The organism is uncultured Fretibacterium sp. (genome assembly GCF_938040765.1).
Lineage (GTDB): Bacteria > Synergistota > Synergistia > Synergistales > Aminobacteriaceae > CAJPSE01.
This window is the reverse complement of sequence record NZ_CALIAA010000047.1, coordinates 1-24,035: the sequence shown is the minus strand read 5'-3', so window position 1 is coordinate 24,035 and position 24,035 is coordinate 1. Positions and strand designations below refer to the sequence as shown.

Annotated in this window: 26 protein-coding genes; all 26 read right to left on the bottom strand. The window is 63.9% G+C overall.

Translation table 11 applies throughout. From position 1 onward, the window contains the following. Nucleotides 1–92 precede the first annotated feature (92 nt). On the bottom strand, nucleotides 93–527 hold the full coding sequence (locus Q0176_RS01700) for a hypothetical protein (RefSeq protein WP_299298532.1): 435 nt from the start codon (nucleotides 525–527) through the stop codon (nucleotides 93–95). Further along, complete coding sequence (locus Q0176_RS01695; RefSeq protein ID WP_299298529.1) at nucleotides 524–1,447, bottom strand: DUF4392 domain-containing protein; 924 nt, start codon at nucleotides 1,445–1,447, stop codon at nucleotides 524–526. Before Q0176_RS01695 ends, Q0176_RS01700 begins: the two co-directional genes overlap by 4 nt. 51 nt (nucleotides 1,448–1,498) lie before the next feature. Continuing rightward, a complete protein-coding gene (pfkA, locus tag Q0176_RS01690; protein ID WP_299298526.1) occupies nucleotides 1,499–2,455 on the bottom strand; it encodes a 6-phosphofructokinase in 957 nt (318 codons plus the stop codon). Between the two features lie 61 nt (nucleotides 2,456–2,516). Continuing rightward, nucleotides 2,517–3,284 carry a hypothetical protein gene (locus Q0176_RS01685; RefSeq protein WP_299298523.1) on the bottom strand — a complete coding sequence of 256 codons (768 nt, stop codon included), beginning with the start codon at nucleotides 3,282–3,284 and terminating at the stop codon, nucleotides 2,517–2,519. Nucleotides 3,285–3,452: 168 nt separating this feature from the next. Continuing rightward, nucleotides 3,453–4,571 carry a flagellar biosynthesis protein FlhB gene (gene flhB / locus Q0176_RS01680; RefSeq protein WP_299298520.1) on the bottom strand — a complete coding sequence of 373 codons (1,119 nt, stop codon included), beginning with the start codon at nucleotides 4,569–4,571 and terminating at the stop codon, nucleotides 3,453–3,455. Continuing rightward, nucleotides 4,568–5,362 carry a flagellar biosynthetic protein FliR gene (locus Q0176_RS01675; RefSeq protein ID WP_299298517.1) on the bottom strand — a complete coding sequence of 265 codons (795 nt, stop codon included), beginning with the start codon at nucleotides 5,360–5,362 and terminating at the stop codon, nucleotides 4,568–4,570. The genes flhB and Q0176_RS01675 overlap by 4 nt, the downstream gene beginning before the upstream one ends. Nucleotides 5,363–5,568: 206 nt before the next feature. Continuing rightward, nucleotides 5,569–5,844: a flagellar biosynthesis protein FliQ gene (gene fliQ / locus Q0176_RS01670; RefSeq protein WP_299298514.1), complete on the bottom strand. Its 276-nt coding sequence runs from the start codon at nucleotides 5,842–5,844 to the stop codon at nucleotides 5,569–5,571. A 71-nt stretch (nucleotides 5,845–5,915) separates the two neighbouring features. Continuing rightward, nucleotides 5,916–6,746 (bottom strand): flagellar type III secretion system pore protein FliP, encoded by an 831-nt coding sequence (fliP, locus tag Q0176_RS01665; RefSeq protein WP_299298512.1) that lies wholly within the window; start codon nucleotides 6,744–6,746, stop codon nucleotides 5,916–5,918. 298 nt (nucleotides 6,747–7,044) lie between these two features. Beyond that, nucleotides 7,045–7,407: a response regulator gene (locus Q0176_RS01660; protein WP_124887112.1), complete on the bottom strand. Its 363-nt coding sequence runs from the start codon at nucleotides 7,405–7,407 to the stop codon at nucleotides 7,045–7,047. Between the two features lie 208 nt (nucleotides 7,408–7,615). Beyond that, entirely contained in the window at nucleotides 7,616–8,749 is a 1,134-nt protein-coding gene (gene fliN, locus Q0176_RS01655) for a flagellar motor switch protein FliN (protein ID WP_299298502.1), read from the bottom strand. Next, nucleotides 8,733–9,746 (bottom strand): flagellar motor switch protein FliM, encoded by a 1,014-nt coding sequence (fliM, locus tag Q0176_RS01650; protein WP_299298499.1) that lies wholly within the window; start codon nucleotides 9,744–9,746, stop codon nucleotides 8,733–8,735. The genes fliN and fliM overlap by 17 nt, the downstream gene beginning before the upstream one ends. A 67-nt stretch (nucleotides 9,747–9,813) precedes the next feature. Beyond that, entirely contained in the window at nucleotides 9,814–10,263 is a 450-nt protein-coding gene (locus Q0176_RS01645) for a flagellar basal body-associated protein FliL (RefSeq protein ID WP_299298496.1), read from the bottom strand. A 20-nt stretch (nucleotides 10,264–10,283) separates the two neighbouring features. Beyond that, entirely contained in the window at nucleotides 10,284–11,012 is a 729-nt protein-coding gene (locus Q0176_RS01640) for a flagellar motor protein MotB (RefSeq protein WP_299298493.1), read from the bottom strand. A gap of 3 nt (nucleotides 11,013–11,015) precedes the next feature. Beyond that, nucleotides 11,016–11,789 carry a motility protein A gene (locus tag Q0176_RS01635; RefSeq protein WP_299298490.1) on the bottom strand — a complete coding sequence of 258 codons (774 nt, stop codon included), beginning with the start codon at nucleotides 11,787–11,789 and terminating at the stop codon, nucleotides 11,016–11,018. Nucleotides 11,790–11,821: 32 nt separating this feature from the next. After that, nucleotides 11,822–12,070, bottom strand: coding sequence for a flagellar FlbD family protein (locus Q0176_RS01630; RefSeq protein ID WP_299298487.1), 249 nt, complete (start codon nucleotides 12,068–12,070; stop codon nucleotides 11,822–11,824). 263 nt (nucleotides 12,071–12,333) lie between these two features. Then, complete coding sequence (locus tag Q0176_RS01625; protein ID WP_299298484.1) at nucleotides 12,334–14,391, bottom strand: flagellar hook-basal body complex protein; 2,058 nt, start codon at nucleotides 14,389–14,391, stop codon at nucleotides 12,334–12,336. A 118-nt stretch (nucleotides 14,392–14,509) separates the two neighbouring features. Beyond that, nucleotides 14,510–14,974 carry a flagellar hook capping FlgD N-terminal domain-containing protein gene (locus tag Q0176_RS01620; RefSeq protein ID WP_299298481.1) on the bottom strand — a complete coding sequence of 155 codons (465 nt, stop codon included), beginning with the start codon at nucleotides 14,972–14,974 and terminating at the stop codon, nucleotides 14,510–14,512. A gap of 216 nt (nucleotides 14,975–15,190) precedes the next feature. Next, nucleotides 15,191–16,759, bottom strand: coding sequence for a flagellar hook-length control protein FliK (locus tag Q0176_RS01615; protein WP_299298477.1), 1,569 nt, complete (start codon nucleotides 16,757–16,759; stop codon nucleotides 15,191–15,193). A 51-nt stretch (nucleotides 16,760–16,810) separates the two neighbouring features. Further along, the gene (locus Q0176_RS01610; protein ID WP_299298474.1) at nucleotides 16,811–17,491 is read right to left on the bottom strand and encodes an MgtE intracellular region; all 681 of its coding nucleotides are present in this window, start codon (nucleotides 17,489–17,491) and stop codon (nucleotides 16,811–16,813) included. A gap of 2 nt (nucleotides 17,492–17,493) precedes the next feature. Next, nucleotides 17,494–18,039, bottom strand: coding sequence for a lytic transglycosylase domain-containing protein (locus Q0176_RS01605; RefSeq protein ID WP_299298471.1), 546 nt, complete (start codon nucleotides 18,037–18,039; stop codon nucleotides 17,494–17,496). Beyond that, complete coding sequence (locus Q0176_RS01600; protein ID WP_299298468.1) at nucleotides 18,036–18,500, bottom strand: flagellar FliJ family protein; 465 nt, start codon at nucleotides 18,498–18,500, stop codon at nucleotides 18,036–18,038. Before Q0176_RS01600 ends, Q0176_RS01605 begins: the two co-directional genes overlap by 4 nt. A 76-nt stretch (nucleotides 18,501–18,576) precedes the next feature. Beyond that, the gene (gene fliI / locus Q0176_RS01595) at nucleotides 18,577–19,899 is read right to left on the bottom strand and encodes a flagellar protein export ATPase FliI (protein WP_299298465.1); all 1,323 of its coding nucleotides are present in this window, start codon (nucleotides 19,897–19,899) and stop codon (nucleotides 18,577–18,579) included. Beyond that, nucleotides 19,896–20,960 (bottom strand): FliH/SctL family protein, encoded by a 1,065-nt coding sequence (locus Q0176_RS01590; protein WP_299298462.1) that lies wholly within the window; start codon nucleotides 20,958–20,960, stop codon nucleotides 19,896–19,898. The genes fliI and Q0176_RS01590 overlap by 4 nt, the downstream gene beginning before the upstream one ends. Continuing rightward, nucleotides 20,953–21,966: a flagellar motor switch protein FliG gene (fliG, locus tag Q0176_RS01585; protein ID WP_299298459.1), complete on the bottom strand. Its 1,014-nt coding sequence runs from the start codon at nucleotides 21,964–21,966 to the stop codon at nucleotides 20,953–20,955. Before fliG ends, Q0176_RS01590 begins: the two co-directional genes overlap by 8 nt. A 27-nt stretch (nucleotides 21,967–21,993) precedes the next feature. Continuing rightward, nucleotides 21,994–23,568: a flagellar basal-body MS-ring/collar protein FliF gene (gene fliF, locus Q0176_RS01580; RefSeq protein WP_299298456.1), complete on the bottom strand. Its 1,575-nt coding sequence runs from the start codon at nucleotides 23,566–23,568 to the stop codon at nucleotides 21,994–21,996. Nucleotides 23,569–23,578: 10 nt separating this feature from the next. After that, nucleotides 23,579–23,917, bottom strand: a complete 339-nt coding sequence (gene fliE / locus Q0176_RS01575; protein ID WP_299298453.1) for a flagellar hook-basal body complex protein FliE — start codon at nucleotides 23,915–23,917, stop codon at nucleotides 23,579–23,581. Nucleotides 23,918–24,035: the final 118 nt, after the last annotated feature.

The window sequence follows — 24,035 nt, the reverse complement described above, 5'->3', positions numbered from 1 at the left end:
CCACAAAGAGAATCCCATGATGCCGGGGAGGGAGAAGACGAGAAAAAGCTCCACGACACGCCCCCTTCAGGCGCCGCGTCCGCCGGCGGGCCTCAATAAATCTCGAACCGGAACTCCGGGATCGTCTCGGAACGGTACAGGATATCGACCGCGTATTTTCCCCTCGGCAGGGGGACGCCGCTCTCCTGGAGCAGGCAGTACATCCTCGATCCGGATGGCGCCGGCAGCGGATACGTCTCCGATTGGACGACCTTGTCCCCCCAGCGCCAGACGACCTGGATCTCGCCATCCTCCTCGACGCGGGAATAATCGAAATACAGGCACCCCTGCCTCGAGCCGTAGGGGAATCGGGAGACCGTCCCGGTCAGGAACCTTCGGTCGTGAATATCGACGTTGATCGTCACGTTGGAGATCATGAAGTTCTCGCCGGACCGGACGGAACTCTGCCGCACCACCCAGAATGAAAGGAGGGTCAACACGAGCGTAAAAACGATCAGAAGGAACAAAAAGGGCTTTCGTCTCGTCATGACGGCTCCGCCGGAGGCCGGGGGCCCCCACGCTCCTCATACCCCGCGTACCAGCTCCTGAGCCGGGAGGAAACCCGATTCAGATCGGGCAGTGCGAAGCCGTCCACCGAACATCCGCCAAGCCCCGAAACCCCGTCGACGGCCCCCCTGTCCCGGAGAGCCGCGAGCATCCGCTCCTCCTCCCCTTCGTTCAGGCCCGCCCAGCGGCCGAACGGGACGGACAGGAGTGCCGCCAGGGCGTACCCTCCCCAGTTCGACACGTCCACCGGAAGGCATACCGTCGAGGGGACGCGGGAGAGGAAGGGCGCATAATGGGGGAGGAGCCGCGACAGGGGCTCATAGAGGGTCCCCATACCCGCCTCGTTTCCGCCGTCGCCGATCCCCAGCACGGGGACCCCCGATCCCGCCGCCGCGAGGGCCAGGTCGTCCAGCGGGACGACCACGGAGCCGATGTCCTCGCCCTTCATGTTGTAGTAGCGCCCATCCGCGGCCCGCCCCGGACGCTCCAGGAACACCAGGAGGTCGAACCCCTTGAGGGCCGCGGGGTCGGGCCCGTCCAGGCAAAGGGCCGAAGGGCCGCCGACGCTCCCGGAACAGGCGTCCAGCGCGGAGAGGTTGGAGCGGTCCGTCGCCAGGCAGACCCTCTTTCCCAAAAGGGCCAGGGCCCTTCCGAGGATGACCGCACCCGGAGGGCCGTCCGTCTCGGGGGCCGAGGCCGAGCGGATGAAGAACCCCGTGACGATCAGCACGCTCCGCGCCGCCATGCAGAGGGAGAACGCCCGCTCCCACAGGGGGGCGTCCGAAAGCAGGGAGACTCTGCGCCCCCCCAGGTCCGAGGCCACGACACCCCGCAGCGAATCCAAAGCGGCGCCGGGAAGGGGCGTCATCGGGGCCGGGGCGAAGGCCGACGAATCCGACAAATTGAGAAATCGAGCATCCGGGCTGTCAGACATCGGGACCCCGCATGGGGCTCAATTCAGCTTGTCGACCAACCCCAAAAGCTCCGGGCTGAGGGATTTATGCTCGTTCCAGGAGCGCTCCAGGTCGCTCAGGACCATGCGATGGTTCACGTTCCCCACCATATAGCCCGATTTCCCGATCAACAGGGATTCGGCCGCATAGGCACCCATCCGGGAGGCCAGCAGGACATCGAAGGACGTGGGACTGCCGCCCCTCTGGATATAGCCCAGGACGGTGACGCGCGCGTCGTAGCCCCCGGTGTCCTGGAGCTTGTCCTTCATCTCGTTGGCGGACATGACGCCCTCCGCCAGGATGATGAGCGTATGGCTCTTCCCCTTAGCCTGGGAGAGGCGCAGCCGCTGGCAGAGGTTGCCGATGCTCAGGGGGAGCTCCGGGACGACGACGTACTCCGCCCCCGAGGCGACGGCGATCTCGAGGGCCAAAAAGCCGGCGTTGCGCCCCATCACCTCGACGATGAACAGGCGGTCGTGGCTGGACGCGGTGTCCCGAAGGCGCATGACGGCCTCGAGGGCGGTGTTGACGGCGGTGTCGAAGCCGATCGTCTCATCCGTCCCCGCGACGTCGTTGTCGATGGTACCGGGAATTCCGATGACCGGCATCCCCATGTCGTGCAGTTCCTTGGCCCCATGAAAGGACCCGTCGCCGCCGATCACGACCAGGCCCTCGATCCCCGCCGCCCTCATCCGGGCCAGGGCCTCCCCGCGTCCCTCGGGGGTCGTGAAGCGCTCGCTGCGCGCGGTCTTGAGGATCGTCCCCCCGCGATGGATGATCCCCCCCACGGAGGAACGGGTAAGGGGAATGAAATCCCCGTCGATCAACCCTTCATAGCCCCGGAGCACCCCCACGCACTCCTTGTCGTTGAAGAAGCACGTGCGAGCCACCGCCCGGATGGCGGCATTCATGCCCGGGGAGTCCCCCCCGCTGGTCAGAACTGCGATGCGATCCACGTCAATCTCTCCTCAATTATAAGCCATAAGGCATGGGCAAAATGCCCTCCGCCCTCATCGTCTACCGGGTCTGAAGCTCGTCCATCCTGCTGCGGACCTCGTCGAGCTCACGATCGAGGGCGTCGATCTTCGTCTGAAGCTCCTGCCTTTCCTGGTTCAGTTTCTCCATACGCTTGATCAGCCGGTCCAGCTCCAGACGGTCCATGGCCTTACCGGTCCCCAGGGCTTCGGGATTGTCCTTCGAAAGGTCCCAGACCCAGCGGATATCTCCCCTCGCCGCGGTGGCCTGACTGATGGCCCCGTTCAGGACAAGGCGGATGTCCTTGACTCCCTCCAGGATGTCCTTGCCCGTCTTGGGGTCGTAGCGGGGGAAGAAGACCATTCCGTCCCGCTGCCCGGAGATCTTGAAGTTGAATCGTTTGTCGTAATCGGAGGGATTGTAGCGCTGCTTGCCGACGAAGAGCGTCAGATGGCGGTCGAACGGCTGGGGGTGCATGGGGACGCCCGTGACGTTGAAATCGATATGAAAGGCTATGGAGTCGTGAAGGTTCAGGCTCTTCAGCAGGGTGTATTTGTAGTTCTCCATCTCGTCCTTCGTCCAGAGGTTCTTCTCCGCCTCCGAGCGCACCAGAGCCTCGACGTACTCCGCCGAGTAGTAGGTCACCTCGATGGCCACCGTCTGGAGTTCGGACTTCTCGTTGAAGGAGTCGGTCCTCTTCCATTTCCTCAGGATATCCTCGTCCGAGCCCCAGGCGGACGAAACCCACAAAGCGAGGCAGAAAAGCAGGGAAAGCCCCACGGATTTTCTTACAAAGAATTTTCCGGTCATCGCACGCGTTCCACTCCATTCCATTTTATCTTCATCATTGTTCTCGTCTCATCCATTCCGCCCCGAGCCTCTTCCGCGGCCCTTCACGAAGGCACGTTCCGTAACGTTCCTCCCGTTCGATTATACAACAGGAATCAGGGAAGCAAACCCGCCCGCACCGCAAACCGCCTATCCCGCCCGCAGGCGGTAGACCATGGCCAGGATCTCCGCGACGCCGCGATAGAGCTCCTCGGAGATTTCCTCCCCGATCTCGACCCCCTCGAACAGGGCCCAGGCCAGAGGCTTGTTCTCGACGACGGGCACGCCGTGGGCACGCGCGAGCTCCCGAATCCTCTGCGCCACGATCCCGCGGCCCTTGGCCACGACCTGAGGGGCGCTCATCAGCTCGCGGTCGTACTCCAGGGCCACGGCCAGGGTCGTCGGGTTGGTGATGACCACGTCGGCCTTGGGCACCGAGGCCATCATGCGCTTCTTGGCGAGCTCCCGCTGCTTCTGCCGGATCTTGTTCTTGATCTGCGGGTCCCCCTCCATCTGGCGGAACTCCTCCTTGATCTCCTGACGGCTCATCCGGATCGACCGCTCGAACTCCCACTTCTGATACATGTAGTCGATCAGGGCCATGATCAGGAGCATCGCCGCCAGGCGCATCGCAAGGGACCAGAGCATGTTCCAGAAGGCGGCGCTTCCATGGCCGAGGGGGAACTGCATGGCCCTCAGGGTGTCGGGAAGGTAGTCCCGGATGGCGGTGTAGATCACGACGGCAAAGACCGCCGCCTTCAGCAGCCCCTTGAGCAGTTCCACCAGCGAGCGCAGCGAGACGATCTTCTTCATCCCGCTGATCGGGTTGAGGCGGTCCAGGTTGATCTTGAAGGGCTCGCCCGTGACGGTCCAGCCCACCTGCCAGACGATCACCGCGACGGCCAGGATGGCGACCAGCCCCCCCAGGGGGAGCCAGGTCAGAAAATAGCTCTTGATCGCCTCCAGGGACAAGATGGGGAACCAGCCCTCCCGCAACAGAATCTTATCCCCCATGAAACGAATGGAGAGCTGAAGCAGCGCGAGGAAAAGCCCATAGATGAAGGGCCCCAGAAGGAGCAGGGAGGCCAGCCCCGTCAGGATCCCGACGGCGGCCGTCAGGTCCCGGCTCACGCAGACGCGCCCCTCCGAGCGCACCTTCTGGCGCTTCTTGGGGGTGGCCGGCTCGGTCCGCTCCTGGGCGAAGAACTGGAGATCGAAGGGGACGGGCCGCCCCCCTCCGACGGCGCGCTGTCCCAAAAGGAGGGTCACGGCGCTCCCCTCCACGCCAGGACGCTCGTCAGGGCAAACTCGATCCACCGCTCGAACTGGGTATAGATCAGGTCCACCACCAGCGGCAGCGCCGCGGCCAGGACCAGGAACCCCAGCGCCACCTTGATCGGGAGCCCGAGGACGAAGATGTTCATCTGAGGGACCGTCCGGGCCAGGAAGCCCAGCCCGACGTCCGCCAGCACGAGGGCGCAGTAGAAGGGGATCACGATCCGCATCGCCAGCACAAAAAGCTCCTGAAGCCAGGTTCCCAGGGACATGTCCCCGACGGGGAACAGGGCCAGACGCCCCAGGGGCACGAGGCGCAGGCTCTCGATCACCGACTGCACCATCAGAAGATGCCCGTTCCACCGGAAGTAGAACCACAGTCCCACCAGAAAATTCAGCTGGCCGATGATCGACGCCTGGCTCTGCGTCATGGGGTCGACGACCTGCGCCATGGAGAAGCCCATGGCCGTGCCGATCTGCTCCCCGGCGGTGTTCAGCGCCGGAAGAGGCAGGGACGCCAGGAACCCGATGGCAAACCCCACAAAAAACTCGCGCAGGGCCAGGACGGACAGTGCGAGGACGCTGTCGAAGAGGACCACGGGGACCTGGGCGGACGGCACCGCCCCCACGGACGCCGCGGTCAGGAGCACCGCGCCCAGGTAGCGGAAGGAGGCCGGGGACATCGTGGAGGCGAAGAGGGGCGAGGCGAACACCATGCCCACGAAGCGAAGGTGGATCAGCAGATAAACGACGAGAAGCTGCGTGGGCAGCTCGATTCCCTTCAACCCTCCCCCCTCCTCTCGGAGTATCGTTCCTTTTCCCGGTCCTTCTCATTCCGTTTCGCAGGTATTCGCAGGCAAGGCGGCTTTTGCGAGACGCCGCAGATAAGCAGACCGCCAACGAGCGCTCGCGAGTTGTGCGGGGCGCTCAGGGGTTTCATCAGGGCCGGTCGTCTGCCTAAACGCAGCATACGAATGCCCGAGGAGCGGAATTATTGGATGAAGCGCTCCAGCTGGCCCAGTATCTCACGAGTCATGACGAGCATCCTGGCTCCCATCCAGGGGCCCAGAAGCACCATGCAGAGGAAGACGGCCAGGATCTTGGGGATGAAGATCAGCGTCTGCTCCTGGATGGAGGTGGCCGTCTGAAGGATGCCGATCAGGAGCCCCACCACCATCGCGACCATAAGGATCGGCATGGAAACCGCCATCATCGTCCACACGGCATTGCTCATGACGTCGTAAAGACTGAGGAGCGTTACGGGCATTTTTCCGGGTCCTCTCCCTTCGATTCCTTTCCTCCACGCAACAATAATCGACCAAACGGAAAACGGCGCGCTCAGGGCACGTTCGTGAAGCTCTTCAGCAGGCTCATCACGACCAGATTCCAGCCGTCCGCCATGACGAAGAGCACCAGCTTGAAGGGCAGGGACACCATCATCGGCGGAAGCATCATCATGCCCATGGCCAACAGGACGCTCGAGACCACCATGTCCACGACGATGAAGGGGATGTAGATGACCACCCCCATCTGAAAAGCGGTCTTCAGCTCGCTCAGCATGAACGCCGGCACCAGGACCCGGGTCGGGACCCGGTCCCGGGATACGGGCTGTTCCAGCTTCGCCATGGAGGTCATCAGGGAGAGCTCCTCCTGCCGCGTGTAGCGGAACAGGAACTCCCGTACCGGCACGACCGAACGCTGCCAGGCCTGCTCCGCGGGGATGTCCCGCGCCAGGTAGGGGGCGAGGCCGTTCTCATAAACCTGGTTCCAGGTGGGATACATGGTGAAGAGGGTCAGAAAGAGGGCGAGCCCCGTGACGACCTGCTGCGGAGGGGACTGCTGAAGGCCGATCGCACGCTGCACGAACCCCAGGACGATGACGATACGCGTGAAGCTGGTGATCATCAACAGGATGGCCGGGGCCAGGCTGAGGACGGTGAGCAGCCCCAGGATCTGGAGCGACAGGGCCACATCCGCGGGAGAATCGGCGGAGGCGATGCCCAGCCGCAGGGAGGGCAGGGAAAAGGACCCCGCCTCCGCAGCCGACGCGGGCGTCAGGAACAGAAACGGCAGAAACAGGACAAGCGCCCCCAGAAGGAGGAAGAAGCCGGGCTCAACCTCCCTCCCGGTGAGGCGGCGTCCCCTCGGCCGAACACATCCAATCCTCATACGTCCACCTACCCATCAAACGGCTCCCGCCTCCGCCCGAGGTAAAGGCAAGGACATCCGGTCCGCACCGGACCACAAAAAAGACATCCTTACCCACGGGCAAGGATGTCAAAACCCTCACAGGCACTCCCTCTCCGTCCGAGCCGTTTTTCTTTTTCGCACAACGGACAAGGACGAAAGCGGAGGCGGACAGGACTCCCAACGCGATCAGGACGCGAGTCAGATAGACAAAAAGATCAGGCTCCGCCGCCATTCGGCCCGCCCCCAACGCCCACGGTCCGCCCCAAGTCCCGCGAGACTAGGCCAGTACCTTGGAAATCGCTTCTATGACCCGCTCCGGCTGGAAGGGCTTGACGATGAAATCGTTGGCCCCGGCCTGAATGGCCTCGATGACCATCGGCTGCTGCCCCATCGCCGAGACCATGACGATCTTGGCATTGGCGTCGAGGGCCTTTATGGCCTTCACCGCATCGATGCCGTTCATCTCGGGCATGGTGATATCCATCGTAACGATGTCGGGCTTGAATTTCTGATACGCAGCCACGCCCACCTTGCCGTTTTCAGCCTCGGCGACCACTTCAAAATCGTTCTTTTGAAGGATGTCCTTCAACATCATACGCATGAAGGCCGCGTCATCAACAATAAGAACCTTTTTGCCCATGCTGTATCCCTCGCTTACTCAGATTCTCTGACTCAAGCCCGGTCAGTATCGTTTCCGTTTCAGGAAAAATCACAAAGAATCCTTTATTTTCAAAGATTTATCGGGGCAGTAGCAAGAGAAAATCACCGATAACGGAACTGATTATATCACGAATTGTCCCCATGAAAAGCGAGAACGGGGACACGAGGGGGAAAAACGGCACGGGGCGTCAGGCGGAATGGACCTTGGCTCCGGCGCCCAGCACGTCCGTGATGCGCACGCCGAAATTCTCGTCGATCACGACGACCTCTCCCCTGGCTATCGGTTTTCCGTTGACCAGGATATCCACCGGCTCTCCCGCCATCTTGTCCAGCTCGATCACGGACCCCGTGGTCAGGGCCAGGATCTCGGAGATGTTCTTCCGGGTCTTCCCCAGCTCCACCGTCACCCGAACGGGGATATCGGCGATCATATCGATGCGGCTGCCTCCCGCCGCTCCACCGCCCTGTCCCAGTGGGAGAAACTCGGCGGGATGGACGTCCACCACAGGAGCGGGCTGCTGTGCGGCCCGGGACATCGACGACATCGGACCGGACGACGGGGCATTCGGCTGAGGGGGCTTCGCCGAGGGAGCGGGGCCTGCCGGATGGGCCGCGGCCCCCGACTCCTCCGGGGCCGGCACCGAGTCCTTGGGCGTCTGCTCCCCGATGATCTGGCGCATCAGGCCCGCGACGGCAAGGGCGGAATCCAGAGGAATGGAGCTCCAGACCTTGAAGGGGGTCAGGCCGTCCACCCGAACGGTGGCGGGGCTGACCCAGATCGAGGTCTCCGCATCGAGCTGGGGGAAGGGAAGCCAGCCCTCTCCCGCCAGGGAGGAGGAGATGTTCTCGGGCATCAGCCTTCTTCCGCCGAGAAGGCCGCTGAGGCTCGTGAAGGAGGCGCCGACGACCTGGCTCAGGCCCTCCTGAGCGGCATTCAGATAGAGGTCGCTGGGCTCCTCGGGCAGTTCCCTGCCCTCCCCGCCCATCATCAGGTCCGCGAGCATCAGCGCCCCCTGCTGCTCGACGACGAGCGTCAGGGGGATATCGTCAAAGCCGCCGCAGGTCGCGCGAAAGATAAAGGGCGCCTCGGGGAGCTTCTCCAGGAAGTCCTTCTGAGACAGTACCTCGGCGCTCTCCAGGGCCGTGTCGACGTCCTTGCCCGACAACATGCCGAAAACGCTGTTCTCGGCATTCGAAAAAATAGAGGCGACCTCGTCCAGAAGCTGAGAATCCTCCATGGAGAGTCCCGATCCCGAGTCCTCCCCCAGCGCCCCTCCGGAGAGCAGCGCGTTGATTTCGTCCTGGCTAAGAAGATCGTCCATCTCCCTCTCCTCCTTCCGCCTCTTCCTGTGCCGTCCCATTCAAAACCCGGGTCAGCTCCGCCGCCAGGCGGCCGTGGCGCGTTCCCGGCCTGGCCTTGAAGCGCACGTGGTTCCCCACCCGGATGGAGATATCGCTCTCCCGCGTCTCGTCGAGCCTGATGACATCCCCGGGCTCCAGCGCATAGACATCCGCCAGGCTCAGAACCGTATGCCCCAGCTCCAGGCTGAGCGGAATCCTGACGCTCCCCAGCGAGCTGACGATGCACTCCCTCTCGTCCTCGTCCCTCTTGCGGCTCGTCGAGGCAAACCACTGCTGCGAGGAGAGCTTGTCGACGATCGGTTCCATCAGAAAATAGGGGAAGCAGAGGCTCATCATCCCCTCGATGTCCCCCACCTTCAGCTTCATGATCACCAGCAGCACCATATCCCGGGGCGGGCAGATCTGAACGAAGAAAGGGTTGCTCTCCATGCTCTCGAAGCGGAAACGCACGTCCACCACCGTGCTCCAGCTGTCCTCGAGAAGCTCCAGCATCCGCATCATGACCCGCTCGGTCACGGTCTTCTCGATATCCGTGAGCTCCCGAACCTTTCCCGAGAACTCCCCCTTCCCCCCGAGCATCCTGTCGATGATGGAAAAAACCAGGTTGGGGTTGAGCTCCACCAGGATATTGCCGTCAAAGGGATGCATCTCGACCGTTCCGATGACCGTCGGCTGCACGAGCGAATTCACAAATTCCTCGTAGGCCAGCTGATCCACGGAGGCGACCTCGGCCGAGACCATGGAACGGATCAGGGTCGACATGACCGTCGTCAGCTGCCGGGCGAAGGATTCGTGAATCATTTGAATGGCCCGGAGCTGGTCCTTGCTGAATTTATCGGGGCGCTTGAAGTCGTAGACCTTGACCTTGTAATCGCCGGAATTCTCGGAGATGGAATCGAGGTCTACGCTCCCGCTGGTCAGGGCGCTCAACAGGGAATCTATTTCGCTCTGAGACAAAACGTCGGGAGCCAGAGGTCATCACCTGCCTTTACGTTTCAAAAGAACGCGGAGCCCTCACGGAGCCCTATTGAAGCACAAACGACTCGAAGAGCGCCTGAACGACAAGGGGCTCGCCCTTGTTCTCAGGCAATATGGAGTTCAGGGTCCGCTTGATGTCCCCCGCAAACTGCAGGGCGCCCTCGGCGCTGGTCAGGTCCTCGTAGACCTTGTCCTTGACGATCAGCAGCACCTCGTTCTTGATCCTGAGGAGCCATCCGGGAGCCTGCACGACCTCGACCGCCTTCTCGTTCAGGAGCTCCAGCGACAGCGTGAAGGTGATGACGTGCCTTCCCGCCCCGGCTAGGTTGCTCGTAAATTCGCCGACGGACACGATGGGCCCCGGCGCCCTTACCTGACGCGTCTCCACCGCGGCGCCGTCCCCCGACGCCATGGTGCGACCCAGCACCAGCCCACCGCCAAAACCGGCCCCGAACATCACCAGCCCTACCACGACAAAGACAATGATCCGTTTCATGCGGCTCCGCTCAACCCCTTCTAGCGTTTGGGATACTGAGAAAGAAACACGAGATCGACCCGGCGGTTCAGCGCCCTGTGCTCGGGGCTGTCGTTGGGGACGATCGGCTGATAAGACGCGAATCCCACCGCCTGAAGCTTCAGCGGGTCGATCCTCCCCGCGGTCTCGAGGTAATCGGCCACGACCGCCGCCCTCATGGAGGAAAGCCCCCAGTTGTTGCGGTACATTCCTCCTGTCAGCGGGACCGAATCGGTGTGCCCCTCCACCGCCACGGCAGGGACCTTGTCGCGCACCAGCGTCGCGATCTTGTAGAGCGCGCGCTGCCCCTCGGGCTTGAGCTCCGCGCTGCCGGAGGCGAAGAGGAACTGATCCGAGATCGAGACCGCAACCCCCCGCTGGTTGATCGAGACCTGAATGGACTTGTCCAGCCCCTCGGCGCGCAGATAGCTGTTGATCGTATGCGCGACGTGGCGCGTATCCATCTCGAAGCGCGGCGCGGCCCCGGCGTCCCGCCCCTCCTCCCCGCTCCGGTTGGGCTCGATGGACTCCTCCGTCGTCTGCCCGCCCTTAAGCACTCCCAAGGAGCCCTTCAACGAGATCAGGGCCTTTTGAAACTTCTGGGCGTCGACGGAGGACATCGCGAAGAGCAGGACAAAAAAACAAAGGACCAGCGTCACCATGTCCCCGTAGGTCGCCATATAGAGGGGGGCGGACGGAGGAGGAGGAGGAGCTTTCTTCTGCCGGGCCACGGGCTATTCCTCCTTCTGCCCCAGGGTCCCCCTGAGCCTCGGGGGAAGGAACACCTTGAGCTTCTCCTCCACGATGCGCGGGTTCTCCCCGGCCTGGATGGCCAGTATACCCTCGACCATCAGCTCCATCGCCGCGATCTGCTGGGCCGACCGCGCCGCGAGCTTCTTCGAGATGGGCCCCGCGAACATGTTGGCCACCATCGAGCCATACATCGTCGTGATCAGGGCAACCGCCATTCCGGGCCCCAGGGCGCTCACGTCCTGCAGGTTTCCCAGCATGGCGATCAGGCCGATCAGGGTCCCGATCATCCCATAAGCCGGAGCCAGTTCCGCCATGGTGTCGAAGACTGCCTTATTTGAAAGGTGGCGATCCTCTCGGACCCCAATTTCGGTGTCCAGGATCGCCTTGACCAGTTCGGGATCCGTCCCGTCGACCACCAGTTGGATGGATTTCTTCATGAATTCGTTGTCGAGCTCCGAGACGTCGGACTCCAACGCCAGAAGGCCCTCGCGCCGGGCCTTTTCGGCAAAGCTGACGATGGTCTGCACCATCCCCAGGAGATTGGGTTCCTTCGAGACGAAGGCGCTTTTGATCACTCCGCCCGCCGCCTTGAGCTTATCCCCGGGAAAGGAGATGATGACGGCTCCGATCGTTCCTCCGATCGTGATCAGAAGCGAGGGGATATCGATGTAGGCCCCTAGGCTTCCGCCCGAGGCCATGCCCCCAATAACCAGAATCCATGAGATGAGCATACCTACGACTGTGGTCAGATCCAAGATTCATCCACCTCTCGCCTGGCAGTATGTCCTCAGGAAAGGCCCTGCCGACCCGGTTCCGAATCCTTCGACTCGTCCAGGGCACCGGCCATAACACAGGAATAGCCCGCCAATCGCCTGAAGGTCACGATCTTATCGCAAATCTCCGCGAGACCCTCCCGAACGATGTAACGATGTCCATTGAAAAGGCGCACCACGGAGTCCGGCGTACTTTCAACGGTTTCAATCATATCAGAGTTCAGCAAAAAAAGCTCGCCATTCAGACGATGCAGCTCGATCATCGTATCCTCCGTCCGACAAGCGCGTCGGGTTTCCAAAGCCCCCATAAGCGCAGCGGTCCCCGGAGGCGAAGGAACGACGCACCCGCAGGCTGCGCGGATCACATCCTGATTGTATACGAAAACCGCTTAAAAAACGAGACGGGAGAGGAAAGAACCTCAGCATAATTCTCCTCCTCCTCCCGACATATTTCAAGGTCCTCGGGGCATGAAAAACGGCCCCGCCGAAAAGGACGGGGCCGAATCATCCATTCTGCCGCGACGCGCTACCGCTTGAGGTTCACGACCTCCTCCAGGATCTGGTCGCTGGTGGTGACCACGCGGGTATTGGCCTGGAAACCGCGCTGCGAGATGATGAGGCGCGTGAACTCCTCCGTCAGGTCCACGTTGGACATCTCCAGCGTGGCCCCCTTGATGGAGCCCTTCCCCCCGCTGTCGGCGGCATCGATGTTCGCATCGCCGGAGTTGATCGTCGGGGCGAAGGCGGAATCCCCGACCTTCTCCAGGCCCTGCTGGTTCGGGAAGGTCGCCAGGGCCACCCGGTAAAGCGGCTGCACCTGACCGTTGCTGAAGGTCCCCGAGATCGTCCCATCCACACCGACATTGAAGTCATTCAGGACCCCCATCGTGTAGCCGTCCTGATACACGGCCTTGGTGGTGGTCTCGGAGGCGTACTGCGTGACGCCGTTCAGCTTGTCGCCATTCCCGCCGAAGTTCAGCTTGATCTTCGAGTTCGTCATCCCCTTGAGGCTGAAGGGGATCTCGATCTCCTGCTCCAGGGGATCGCAGATGGGGCCGCAGCCGCAGAAGGCAATCTCCCCGGACGAGGGGGTCGGAACGATGGCGCTGGAGTTCCCCGACGACCCCCCGGTGCTGTCCTCGCAGTTCGCCCCCGTCACCTGTTTCCCCTCGGAGTCCAAAAGAAAGGCCTCCCACCGCCAGCGGTTCTCGGTGATCTTCTTGAAGTTGACCTCCAGCGTATAGGGGTTGCCCTGGCAGTCGTAGATCGTCTTCTTGGTCTGGTGGAAACCGCCCTGATTGATCTGGGCCAAGGTGTCGAAGGGCTCCTTGGGATTCGCGAGGTCCTTGGCCTGCTGGACCGCCAGCCCCGACCCGCTGCCGACGACCGCCACCTTGAGATTATCCGCGGTAAACCCAGCCGGGAGCGTACCCGTTATCTTTTCGACAAAATCGAACTTGCCGTCCGGCTTGAAGTGAACCGTGGCCGTCAGGGGAACCATCCCCGTTCCCCCCGCGTCGGGATACCACATGCGCAGGGTCACCGGCGTCCCCGACAGCTTGCTGGGACTTTCGTCGAACTCCGCGATAACGGGGGTCTCGACCCCTCCATTCTTGAGGGTGAAGGACGCGTAGCGCATGTCGGCCTTGAGGTTGTACTCGAAGACCGTAGCCCCGCTCGGATTCTTGATCTTCAGGCCGCCCGTGGAGTCGTCGTAGTCGAGCGTCATGGCCACGGGGGGATTGGTGCCCGGAAAAACCGGCGCAGCCGGCACGTGGGTCCCCGCCGCCAGCTTCGGCTTGCCGCCGTTGATCCCCACCATGTCGAAGACCAATTCCTGCTTCTGCCCGCCGTTCTCGACGGTGACGGTCAGGTATCCCTTGCCGTCCGCGGACGCCAGGTTCGTCTTGAAGCTCATGTCGTACTCCACGCCGTCCATCTTGATCTTGGCGACGCCGCTGGGGTTCCCCGGCCATCCGCATTTCTCGTTGTAGGGAAGGTCCGGAAAACCGTAGGGAAGATAGGCGGCGCTGCGGCTGTCCAGATTGCACTGATAATTGATCATCGTCGTGGCGCGGGGCTCCATCTTCTTGCCCATGGGGATGTTGATGTCGGAGAGCTCGCTGGACCGGACAAATTTCTGGGGGTTCAGCGGATCGCGCTCCATCTTGTAGCCCTGCACGCGATAGCCCGTTCCGGACTGAACCAGGTCGTTGTCCTTATCGCGTATGAAGGCCCCGGCCCGGCTGAACAGCGTGCTGCCCCCGGACTTCAGGACGAAGAACCCGTCCCCGTTGATCATCATGTCCGACTTGTTGCCCGTGTACTGAGCCGCGCCCTGGGAATGGATGGTCTCGATGGACGCGACCGAGACGCCCAGCCCCACCTGAGAGGGGTTGATGCCGCCGCGGTTGTCGCCCGGCCCCGAGGCGCCCTGGGTGGTCTGGTACAGCAGATCCTGAAAGATCGTGAAGTCCTTCTTGTAGCCCGTGGTGTTGACGTTCGCTATATTGTTGCCCGTCACGTCGAGCATCGTCTGGTGCGCCTTGACGCCCGTAACCGCCGTCATCAAAGATCTGAGCATTCCTCAAGAACCTCCTGCGATAATTTTTCAGTTATCGCTCCGCGAAACCGCAGGCCCCCATCCTGGAGGCCAGAAAACCCCTTACCGCCGCATTCATGGACGGCATGAAACCGTCGGCCTATATCTTCCCGATCTTTCCGACCTCGGGCCCCACGCCCTCGATCTTGCTGAGCGGAACGAATCCCTCCGTCGTCTCCAGGACGGTGCCCTGTTTGGGGTCGTCGAACCATACGGCCTTGACGATCGCAGCGACCTGCTTCGGGTTCCCGTCCGGGGTATCGGCCTCCTTCGTGAAGCCCACGGTCTTGCCCACGTAGTTCACCGCGGAGAATTTGTCGGCCTCCGCCATCTTCTCGAGGGTCCTGGACATGTTCGTCATCTGCTCCAGCGAACTGAACTGCGCCATCTGGGCGATGAACTCCCGGTCCTCCATAGGGTTCATCGGGTCCTGATTCGACAGCTGGGCGATCAGGAGCTTGAGGAACGCCTCCTTATCCAGATCCTTCGATACCGCCCTCGAGGCATTTTTCAACTCCTCCCCGCTCAGGAGGGGCTGATTGTCGTTTACGTTCATGACGGGCATGACGCCCACCTCCTCGATACATTTTCATTGGAACGGAACCGGCTGCCTGCTTCGCCGAACGGCAGGGCTACAGCTTGCCGTACCAGCCCCTGGGTCTCAGCGGCCTCGAAAATTCGGCTGCCTGCTTCGCCGAACGGCAACAACTGTGTTGCCGTTCGGCATAAGCGATCGACACAGCACTCGGGACCTGACGGTCCCGAGGAGCTGGTCGCCTGCTTACGCCACCCAGTGGAGTAGCCCCTGGTTCAGGTCCACCCGGAACACCGCGTTCGCCGCCTCGTCGTCCTCCCCGGACGCCTCGCCGCGGACCCGGCGCCGGCCCCCCTGCCCCCGCGAGAAACCCTGCTGGCGCCGGCCGTCGTCCTGCTGGACATCGACCGAAAAGTGGGCCAGCTGTACGCCCTGCTGGGCCAGGGACATCCGGAGCTGCACGATCTGATCCTGTACTAAGTGTCGGACCTGCTCGCTGGAAACTTTAATGTTCGCCTCGAGCCCCGAGGTCCCGGTGGCCAGTTCCACGGTCAGACGCCCCAGCGCAGGAGGATCCACGATCAGGCTCGCACGATGCCCTCCGCCTGCGCGGGCGAACCGCACCACGTTCTCGACTCCCTCGCGCAGGACCTCGCCCGGCTGCGCCCCTCGGCTCAACTCCAAGGGGGCCGCCTGAGGCTGAGCCGGGCGGCGGCTCGCCAGGATGCCGTCGAAAAAAGACTGAAAGTCCGGCCGGGATTCCGTCCTCTCCGCACTTCGGGGAAGCTCCTCGGAGCTGTGGTTCCGGGCCGCCTCCGCCCCACGGGAACGCTTCCGGGAGGCGTCGCCGCCGGATTCCCGGCCACCCTCCCGCCCGGTCCCCTCGCGCGGAGATCTCAGGGCCGACGCGACACCGGAGCCATCGTCCCCATCCGGGGCGGACGCGGCCTGCTCCCCGGCCTCGTTCTCCCCCCCGGGGAGGGGGACCTTCCTCCCCGTCTCCCGACGGGCTCCAGGGAGCCTCGAAAGCGAAGGATTCTCTCCGGCGGGGAGTTCGCCCGCAGGGTCGGGCGGAAGCGTGATGGACATGGAATCGGCGCCCCGGTCCCCGGCGGCGGGGACCTCCTTCAATTCGGTCCGGCACCCCGAAACCTCGGGCATCGCCCCCTGCTGGAGGACAGCGGCCTCCGCAAGGATGGAGGAAGGAACCGGCGCACCGCCCCCCTCCGCAGGGGCCGCATTCGAAGCATCGGCTGCGTCCGCGAAAAATCCGCCCTCATCGTCCTTACCGCCATCCTCGCCGTCCGCCCCGGGGTCCTCGGTCCGAAAAGCCGGGGAGGAGAGCTGAGAGGCCCGAAACGAGACCCGTTCCGCAGCGCCGGCATCCCCCGTCCCCGCTTCGGCCAACGCGTCCCCATCTTCCGCGCCGAGGCGGTTCGCCGCGCGGGACAGCAGGGCCTCCAGACGCCGGAGTTCCTCCTCGGGAATGGCGCTCAGCGCCTCCTCCGCGGCCTCCTTCATCAGGGGAAAGGCCTCGGGCGCCTCGCGCTGCAGCCCCTCCTTCAGGGACGCAAGAATTTTCAGCGCCTCGGGAGAGAGCCGGGAAAGCCCTCCCCTCAGCACCTCGAAGACCCTCTCCAGCGCGGGGGGCTCCGCCTCCCTCTCCATCCCGGGGACGGAGGCGTATTGGGCCATCAGGCTGGAAAAAAGCTGCGGGTCCGCAGGCTCGCCCAAGCCCTTCTTTCCGCCCTTCACCCCATCTCCGAACCCCTGTCCGGGGGTACTCACCTGTACGGAAGGAAACGCCTCCGCCAACGTCCCCACGTCCTTTCCCTCTGTTTATCGCCTTCGCCCGGCACTTTGGGCCTAGCGCCCTCGGCCGGACATTAATTCCGTCAGCCGCGCGGCCCGCTGGGGCTTCATTTTGCCCAGGATCGAGGCACGGGCGTCCACCGGAAGTTTTTTCAGCAGGTCCACCGCGAGGCCCTCCCGAAGCTGCTCCACGATCTGCGCCGCATTGCGCGCGGACATGTCCTGATAGGTCTTGGCCACCTGGTCGATCAGACGTTTTTCGTCCTCGGTCGCCTCGCTCCCCGACCGGTCGGCGCTCGACTCCGAAAGCAGTCGCACCTGCTCGTCCAGGACCTCCGCACGCCTGCCGAGGTCGTCCGAGAGGGCATCCAGCCCGGCCTTGGCGCTCAGAACGCCGCGCTCCCGCTCGTCAAGTCGCCTCTGCCATTCCTCGAGCTCGAGCCGGCGCCGTTCCTCCGTCGTCAGGGAATACCGCGCGGGGATGTCGAAGAGCTGCGCCAGGGAGGGGCCCACATAGGGGATCCTGGGGACCACGCTCCAGAAGAGAGGGCGGCCGTCCCAGATCCCGCTGAAGTGAAGGCCCGCCGCAGCGCCCAGGGCCAGGAGGAGAAGCAAAAACAACAGGCCCAGTTTGCTTCGTTTTCTCTTCTTTTTCTTGGGGGCCGCGGGAGAGGCGGCCGGCGCCTGTTCCGCCTGAGGCTCCCTGGGGCTGTCCGCCACGCGTTCCTCGGCCATCTCTAATCTTCCTCCCTGTAGCGGCGGTAGAGGGCCATGACGTTCCTGACGTAACGGGAGGCCGCCTCGGGGATCCGCCCCGCATCGACCCGGTTCGGCCCCGCGTTGTAGGCCGCCAGAGCTTTTTCGATATCTCCATTGTATTTATCGGTCAGACCGGAGAGGTATTTTACCCCGCCCTCGATATTCTGCTCCGGGTCGAAGGGATCCTCGACGCCCAGCATATCCGCCGTCCCCGGCATGAGCTGCATCAGGCCACGGGCCCCCTTCGCGGAGACCGCCTCGGGGTTCCAGCCCGACTCCACCTGAATGACGGCACGGATGAGCTCCTCGTCGATGTTGTAGTCCTCCGCACAACGCCCAGCCAGCCTGCGGAGCCCGTCAATGGACCGTTCCGCAGGCGTCCCGGCCTTCTTAACGGCCTCGTCCAGGACATCGACGAAGCGCTGCGTCCCGGAGGCCCTTTTCTCCATCCAGGGAACGCACCGCTGCAGGATCTCATCGATGCGCCCCAGCGCCCGGTTCATGTTCGTCATCTCCGGTATCATGCCTCGGCTCCTTTTTTCGTCCGCGAATAGCGCACCATGGCCACGTCGTCCAGCTCGAGCTGTTCGGCATCCATCCGACTTTGAAAATCGGCGGCCCTGAGCCGGTCGACATAGGTCTCCATGACACGGACGTCCCGATGGCGCTCCACCAGGCGCGCCTCCGTCCCCGCGATCCTCTGGCGGACATCCTGCAGGGAGTCCCGGCCCTCATGGATCCGGTCCTCGATCGAATCGATGAACTGCCGGCGGAACCAGAGCTCCGAGCAGGACGCCGTGCTCCCACTCCCGCCGCAGCCGCAGAAATCCTCCACGGCCCTCGACTTCTCCCCCTCCAGGGAGAAGAGCCGATCCATGACGTCCTTCTCCTCCCGGCGCTCCGCCGCCAGAAGGGCCTGCTCGGATCGCCTGTCGTCCTCCTTCAGCTTCAGGATGCGGCTGAACCTTCGAATACGCTGATGCACGGCAGCAACCCTCCAGAATGAAAAACATCTGATTCCATATTTTTCATATTCTTCTGCGGGCGGTCGAGGTTCGGAATCACGGCTGCGGGGCCAGGGCCAGCATAAGCCTGTCCGTCTCCTCGAACGAGGAGCTCTCGTCCACGCGCTGCTCCAGAAAACCGCGCACGCTGTCCAGGTGCGAGAGCGCCCAGTCCACCCGCGCGTTGGAGCCCGTCTTGTAGGCCCCGATGTTGATCAAATCCTCGGACTCCGCGTAGGTGGCCAACAGGTCCCGGATGCGCCCGGCGGCCGCCAGGTGCTCCGGCGAGACGATGGCCGGCATGACGCGGCTGACGCTCTCCAGCACGCTGACGGCCGGATAGGAATTGCGCGACGCGATCTTGCGGGACAGGACGATGTGTCCGTCCAGGACGCCCCTCACCGTGTCCGCAACGGGCTCGTTCATGTCGTCGCCCTCGACCAGCACGGTGTAGATGCCGGTGATGCTGCCCCTCTCGCCCGCCCCGGCCCGCTCCAGCAGGCGGGGCAGCATCTCGAACACCGAGGGCGTGTAGCCCCTCGTGGCCGGGGGCTCGCCGATCGCCAGGCCGATCTCCCTCTGCGCCCGGGCGACTCGGGTCACCGAGTCCATCATCAGCAGGACGTCCCTGCCCTGATCCCGAAAGTACTCCGCCACGGCGGTCGCGGTCAGCGCCGCCTTGAGGCGGATCAAGGGCGGCTGATCCGAGGTCGCGACGATCAGGACGGAGCGCGCGAGGCCCTCCGGCCCCAGGTCCCGTTCGATGAACTCCCGCACCTCGCGCCCGCGCTCCCCCACCAGGGAGATGACGTTGACGTCCGCCGTGGTGTACCGGGCCATCATCCCCAGGAGCGTGCTCTTGCCGACCCCGGAGCCCGCGAAGATCCCGATCCTCTGCCCCGTCCCGAGGGTCAGCATCCCATCGACGACGCGCACCCCCACGGACAGGGGGCGCTCCACCATCTGACGCCTCAGGGGGTGCGGCGGTTCCGCGTACAAGGGATAAAAATCCGCGGCCGCCAAGGGCCCCCCGTCGTCCATGGGCTCCCCCAGACCGTCCAGGATGCGCCCCAGCAGGGCCTCCCCGACCCCAACCTCCAGGGGATGGTTCGTCGAGATCACGTCGCACCCCGGCCCGACCTCGCGCAGGTCCCCCAGGGGCATCAAGAGTACCCGGTCGTCCCGGAACCCGACGACCTCCGCATCCAGGCCGTGCGAACCGTCCCGGAAGCAGATGCGGCACAGGTCCCCCACGCGGACGTCCGGCCCCTGGGACTCCGCGACCAGCCCCACGACCTGCGCGACCCTTCCGTTGATCTTGACCAGGGGGAGCTGCTCCAGCTCGGACTCCAGGATGGAGAACAGGCCCGGCTGCGTCACTTCGGGGCCCCCTCGTCCGACGCCTTGTCCGATGCGTCATCGGCCGCGGCCCTCCGGGTCCCGGCCCTCCTCTTCCGCGTCCCCGCCGTCTGAGGGGAGGGCGCCGCGGCCTTCCCGCCCTCCGTCTCCCCTTCCTTCCTCCGGTGGGCCGAGGGCCTTCTGGCCGGCTTGCCCAGCTTCTGGAAGAGTTTCTCTATCGAGGACTCGATCTGCCCGATCTGGGTGCGCCAGCGAGCGTCGTAAACCCCAAGGCCGGTCTCCACGATGCAGCTTCCGCGGTCCACGCTGGCATCCGGTTTCAGCTCCAGGTGGCGCACGCCGCGCAGCACCTCCTCGAACTCCCGATCCAGGCTGTTCTGGAGGAGGGCGATATCCTCGGGCGAGACGTAGATCACCACGCTGTTCTTGTCGCTGAGGCGCGTCAGGACGTCGGCCAGCACGGGCAGGACCGCGTCCGGCTTCAGCTCGACCTCCCGCTTCAGCATACGCCCCAGCATGTCGAACCAGAGCCGCAGCATTCGGGGCTGATTCAGTGCGGCCAGCTCGGAGAAGTCCTCCTCCAGGCGGGCCGCGATGGACTCCAGCAGGGAGACCAGCCCCCCCAGCTTCTTGAGGTACAGGGCCTCCACCTCGACCCTGGCCGTTCTGAGCCCCTCGGCATGGCCGGACTCCCGTCCCTCGGCCTCTCCATGGAGGCGCCCCTCCTCGCGCGCGCGTTCCTCCTCGCCCTGCACGCGCGACTCCAGGGCCCGCTCCCTCTCGGCATAATCCAGGCGGAGGCGCTCCGCCTCCGCCTCCAGTTCGGCCTTCTCCCGGGACAGGTCCGCATTGCGCCTCTCCGCACCATCCAGACGCCGGAGCAGATCCCCGATCTGCTCCCGAAGCTCCTCGTTCTCGTCCCGTTCCCTCGGGGTCGGAGCCTCCGGGGCAGCCTCCCCCTCATTGGAACGCTGCTCTTCCCCCTGTTCCAGGGAAAGAGCAGCCTCGGACTCCATTCCGATCTTGACGGCCTGAGGCAGCAGACGAACCGTGCGCAGGACCCTCTGGCGGACGCTAGACAACGAGCTCGTCCTCTCCGCCCGAGGCTATGACGATCTCGCCCTGTTCCTCCAGCCCCCTGACGATGTTGACGACCTTCTGCTGGGACTCCTCCACATCCTTGACGCGGACCGGGCCCATGTAGTCCATATCCTCCTGCAGCATCTCCGCCGCACGCTTGGACATGTTCTTGAAGAACTTCGTCCGAAGCTCCTCGGTCGCCCCCTTGAGGGCCAGCCCCAGCTCCTTCATGTCGACCTCGCGCAGGACGCGCTGCAGCGAACGGTCGTCCAGCCGGATGATGTCCTCGAAGACGAAGAGGCGCTTCTTGATCTCCTCCGCCAGTTCGGGGTCGTTCTCCTCCAGGTGTTCCATGATGTTGCGCTCCGTGGTCCGGTCGGAGCTGTTCACGATGGCGACCACCGCGTCGATGCCGCCGGCCATCGTGAAGTCCTGCCCCATGACCGTGCTCAGCTTGCGCTCCAGCACCCGTTCCACCTCCCGAAGCACCTCGGGCGTAATGCGGTCCATCCGGGCGATGCGCTTGGCCACCTCGGCCTGCAGGACCGCGGGCAGGCCGCTGAGGATCATCGCGGCCTGAGGCGCCTCCAGGTACGACAGGATCAGGGCGATCGTCTGAGGATGCTCGCCCTGGATGAAGCCCAGGACCTGCTGCGGGTCGGTGTGGCGCATGAAGTCGAACGGCCGGACCTGGAGGCTTGCCGTGATCCGCGCCAGAAGGTTCTGAGCCCTCTCCGGCCCCAGCGCGCGCTCCAAGACGTCGCGCGCGTAGTCCACCCCGCCCCGGGCCATGAACTCCCGGGCCATCAGGATCTCCTGCGCCTCCTTCAGAACCTCGAGCTTGAGCTCGGGCGTCACCTTGCGCAGGTTGGCCACCTCGAGCGTGATCAGCTCGATGGCGGTATCGTCCAGTTTTTTATAGACCTCGGCGGCGATGTCGTTCCCCAGGGCCACCATGAGGACCGCGATCTTCTCCCTGCTGGATATCGAGCTGTTCGACTTAGCCATGAACGGGCTCCTTTTCCTGCATTTCGGCTAACTGTCGGAGGAGAGCCACTCGTTGACGAGGTTGGCCACTTCTCCGGGGTTGTTTTTGGCGTAGACCTTCAGCTGCTCCTCCAGCACCGCCAGTTCCCCCTGAAACGCCAGGAGGTCGGGGGAGGTCAGCATCTCCTGTATCGTGGGCACATGCTTGCCGCCCTCCTCCTCCAGGACGACCGCCGCCATGCGGGCCTTTCGGCGGCGGAGCCACCAGACGACGGCCCCCGCGGCCAGAAGCAGCATGATCAGGGCGATGACCGCACCCACGATGATGCGCGTCACCCGCTCCTGCCGCAGCTCCTCGGCAAGGGAATCGGCGAACGACGTGGAGAACTTCATCCCCTTGACGACCAGGCTGTCGCCCCGCGCCTCGCTGAACCCGATGGCGGAGGAGACGACCTCCCGAAGCTCTCCGAGCCGGGCCTCGTCCAGGTCCCCATCCACCAGGACCGAGGCCGTCAGGCGCCGGACCCCTCCGGGCGTGACCACCTCGTCGCTCTTGCGCGTGGTGATCTCGTAGTTGGTCGTCGAGGTCCCCTTGTTGTACTCGCTGTTCACGTTCTGGGTGTTGATCGCGTAGCCGGGGATGTTGGTCGTGGTCCCGGGGTTGCTCGCCGCCGGCTGCCCCTGCCCGTTGTAGTTCTCCTCCTCCCGCTGGTTGCTCCGCGGGACCCCCTGCCCCGTCTCGGGGTTGGGCGTGTATTCGACGAGGGAACGGGAGCGCTTGTCGAAATCGAGATCGACCTTGACCCTCACGACGACCTTGCCGGGGCCGAACACCTGTTCGAGCATCAGACGCGCCTTCGACTCGAGCTCACGCTCGCGCTGACGCTCCAGCTCCCGCTGGACCGAGGTCACAGTGCTGCGCCCATCGGGCGGGTAGATGATCATGGAATCGGCGATCATATCCGAGAGGATGCGCCCCCCCGTATCGACGACGGTGACATCCTCCGGCTGAAGGCCATCCACGCTGTGGGAGACCAGGTGGATGATCGACTTGACCTGATTCTGCCCCAGGGTCGTCCCCGGGCGCAGCCGAAGAAGGACCGACGCAGTCGAGGGCTTCTGCTGCTCGAGGAACAGGCGCTGCTCCGGGATGACGACGCTGACCCTGGCGGTATCGACGGCGTCCATCTGCGCGATGGTGCGCTCCAGCTCCCCCTCGATGGCCCTGACGTAGGTGATGCGCTGCTGAAATTCGCTGAGCCCCATCGAGGTGTTGTCGAAAAGCTCGAAACCCTTGCTTCCTCCCCTGGGCAGCCCCTCCTGGGCGAGGGAGAGGCGCGTCTCGTAAACCTGGCCCCTGGGCATGAGGATGGCGTTGGCCGACGGGTCCAGACGATAGGGGATCTTGTTCTCACGCAGGTAGGAGACGATCGCGGCCTGGTCCTCCACCTCCAGCCCGGCAAAGAGGGGTTCGTAGGACGTTCTCCCCCCCCAGAGGACAAGAAGAAGGATTGCGGCAACGACCAAAAACGCCGCAAGGAACAGGGAGATACGCTGCCACAGCTTCAGCGAGACCCAGAAGAGAATAAAGGCCGCGAACCAGCGTTTGAGGCTGTCCATCATTCCTCAGAGATCAGCCGGCGATGCGCGACAAGGCCTGGTAGGCATCCACGAGCTTGTTGCGCAGCTCCATCATCAGCTTCAGGGCGACCTCCGCCCGAGACGAGGCCATGACGACCTCGGAGATATCCTCGACGTCCCCCGTTGCGAGCCTGCGCATCCTGTCGTCGGCCTCGAGCTGAAGGGCATTGACCTCCTTCATGGATGCGGAGAGCAGCTCATCGAAGGACAAACCGACGGCAGCCGATCGTTCGGGTTCCCGTCCGTCTCCGATGCGCAGCGTGCCCGCCGCCGCGGCATCCTCCGCTTTCCGAATCGCCAATCGACTCATGTCCAGCATCAAGCGGTCCAAAATAAAGCCCCTCCCAGTCAGGAATCTGGCCCCGCTCCCGCACAAACACCCCGCGCGGGAACACGTCTCGAGGAACATCAAATGTTTTTACGCCACAACTTGTCTTATGTCTTTTGAA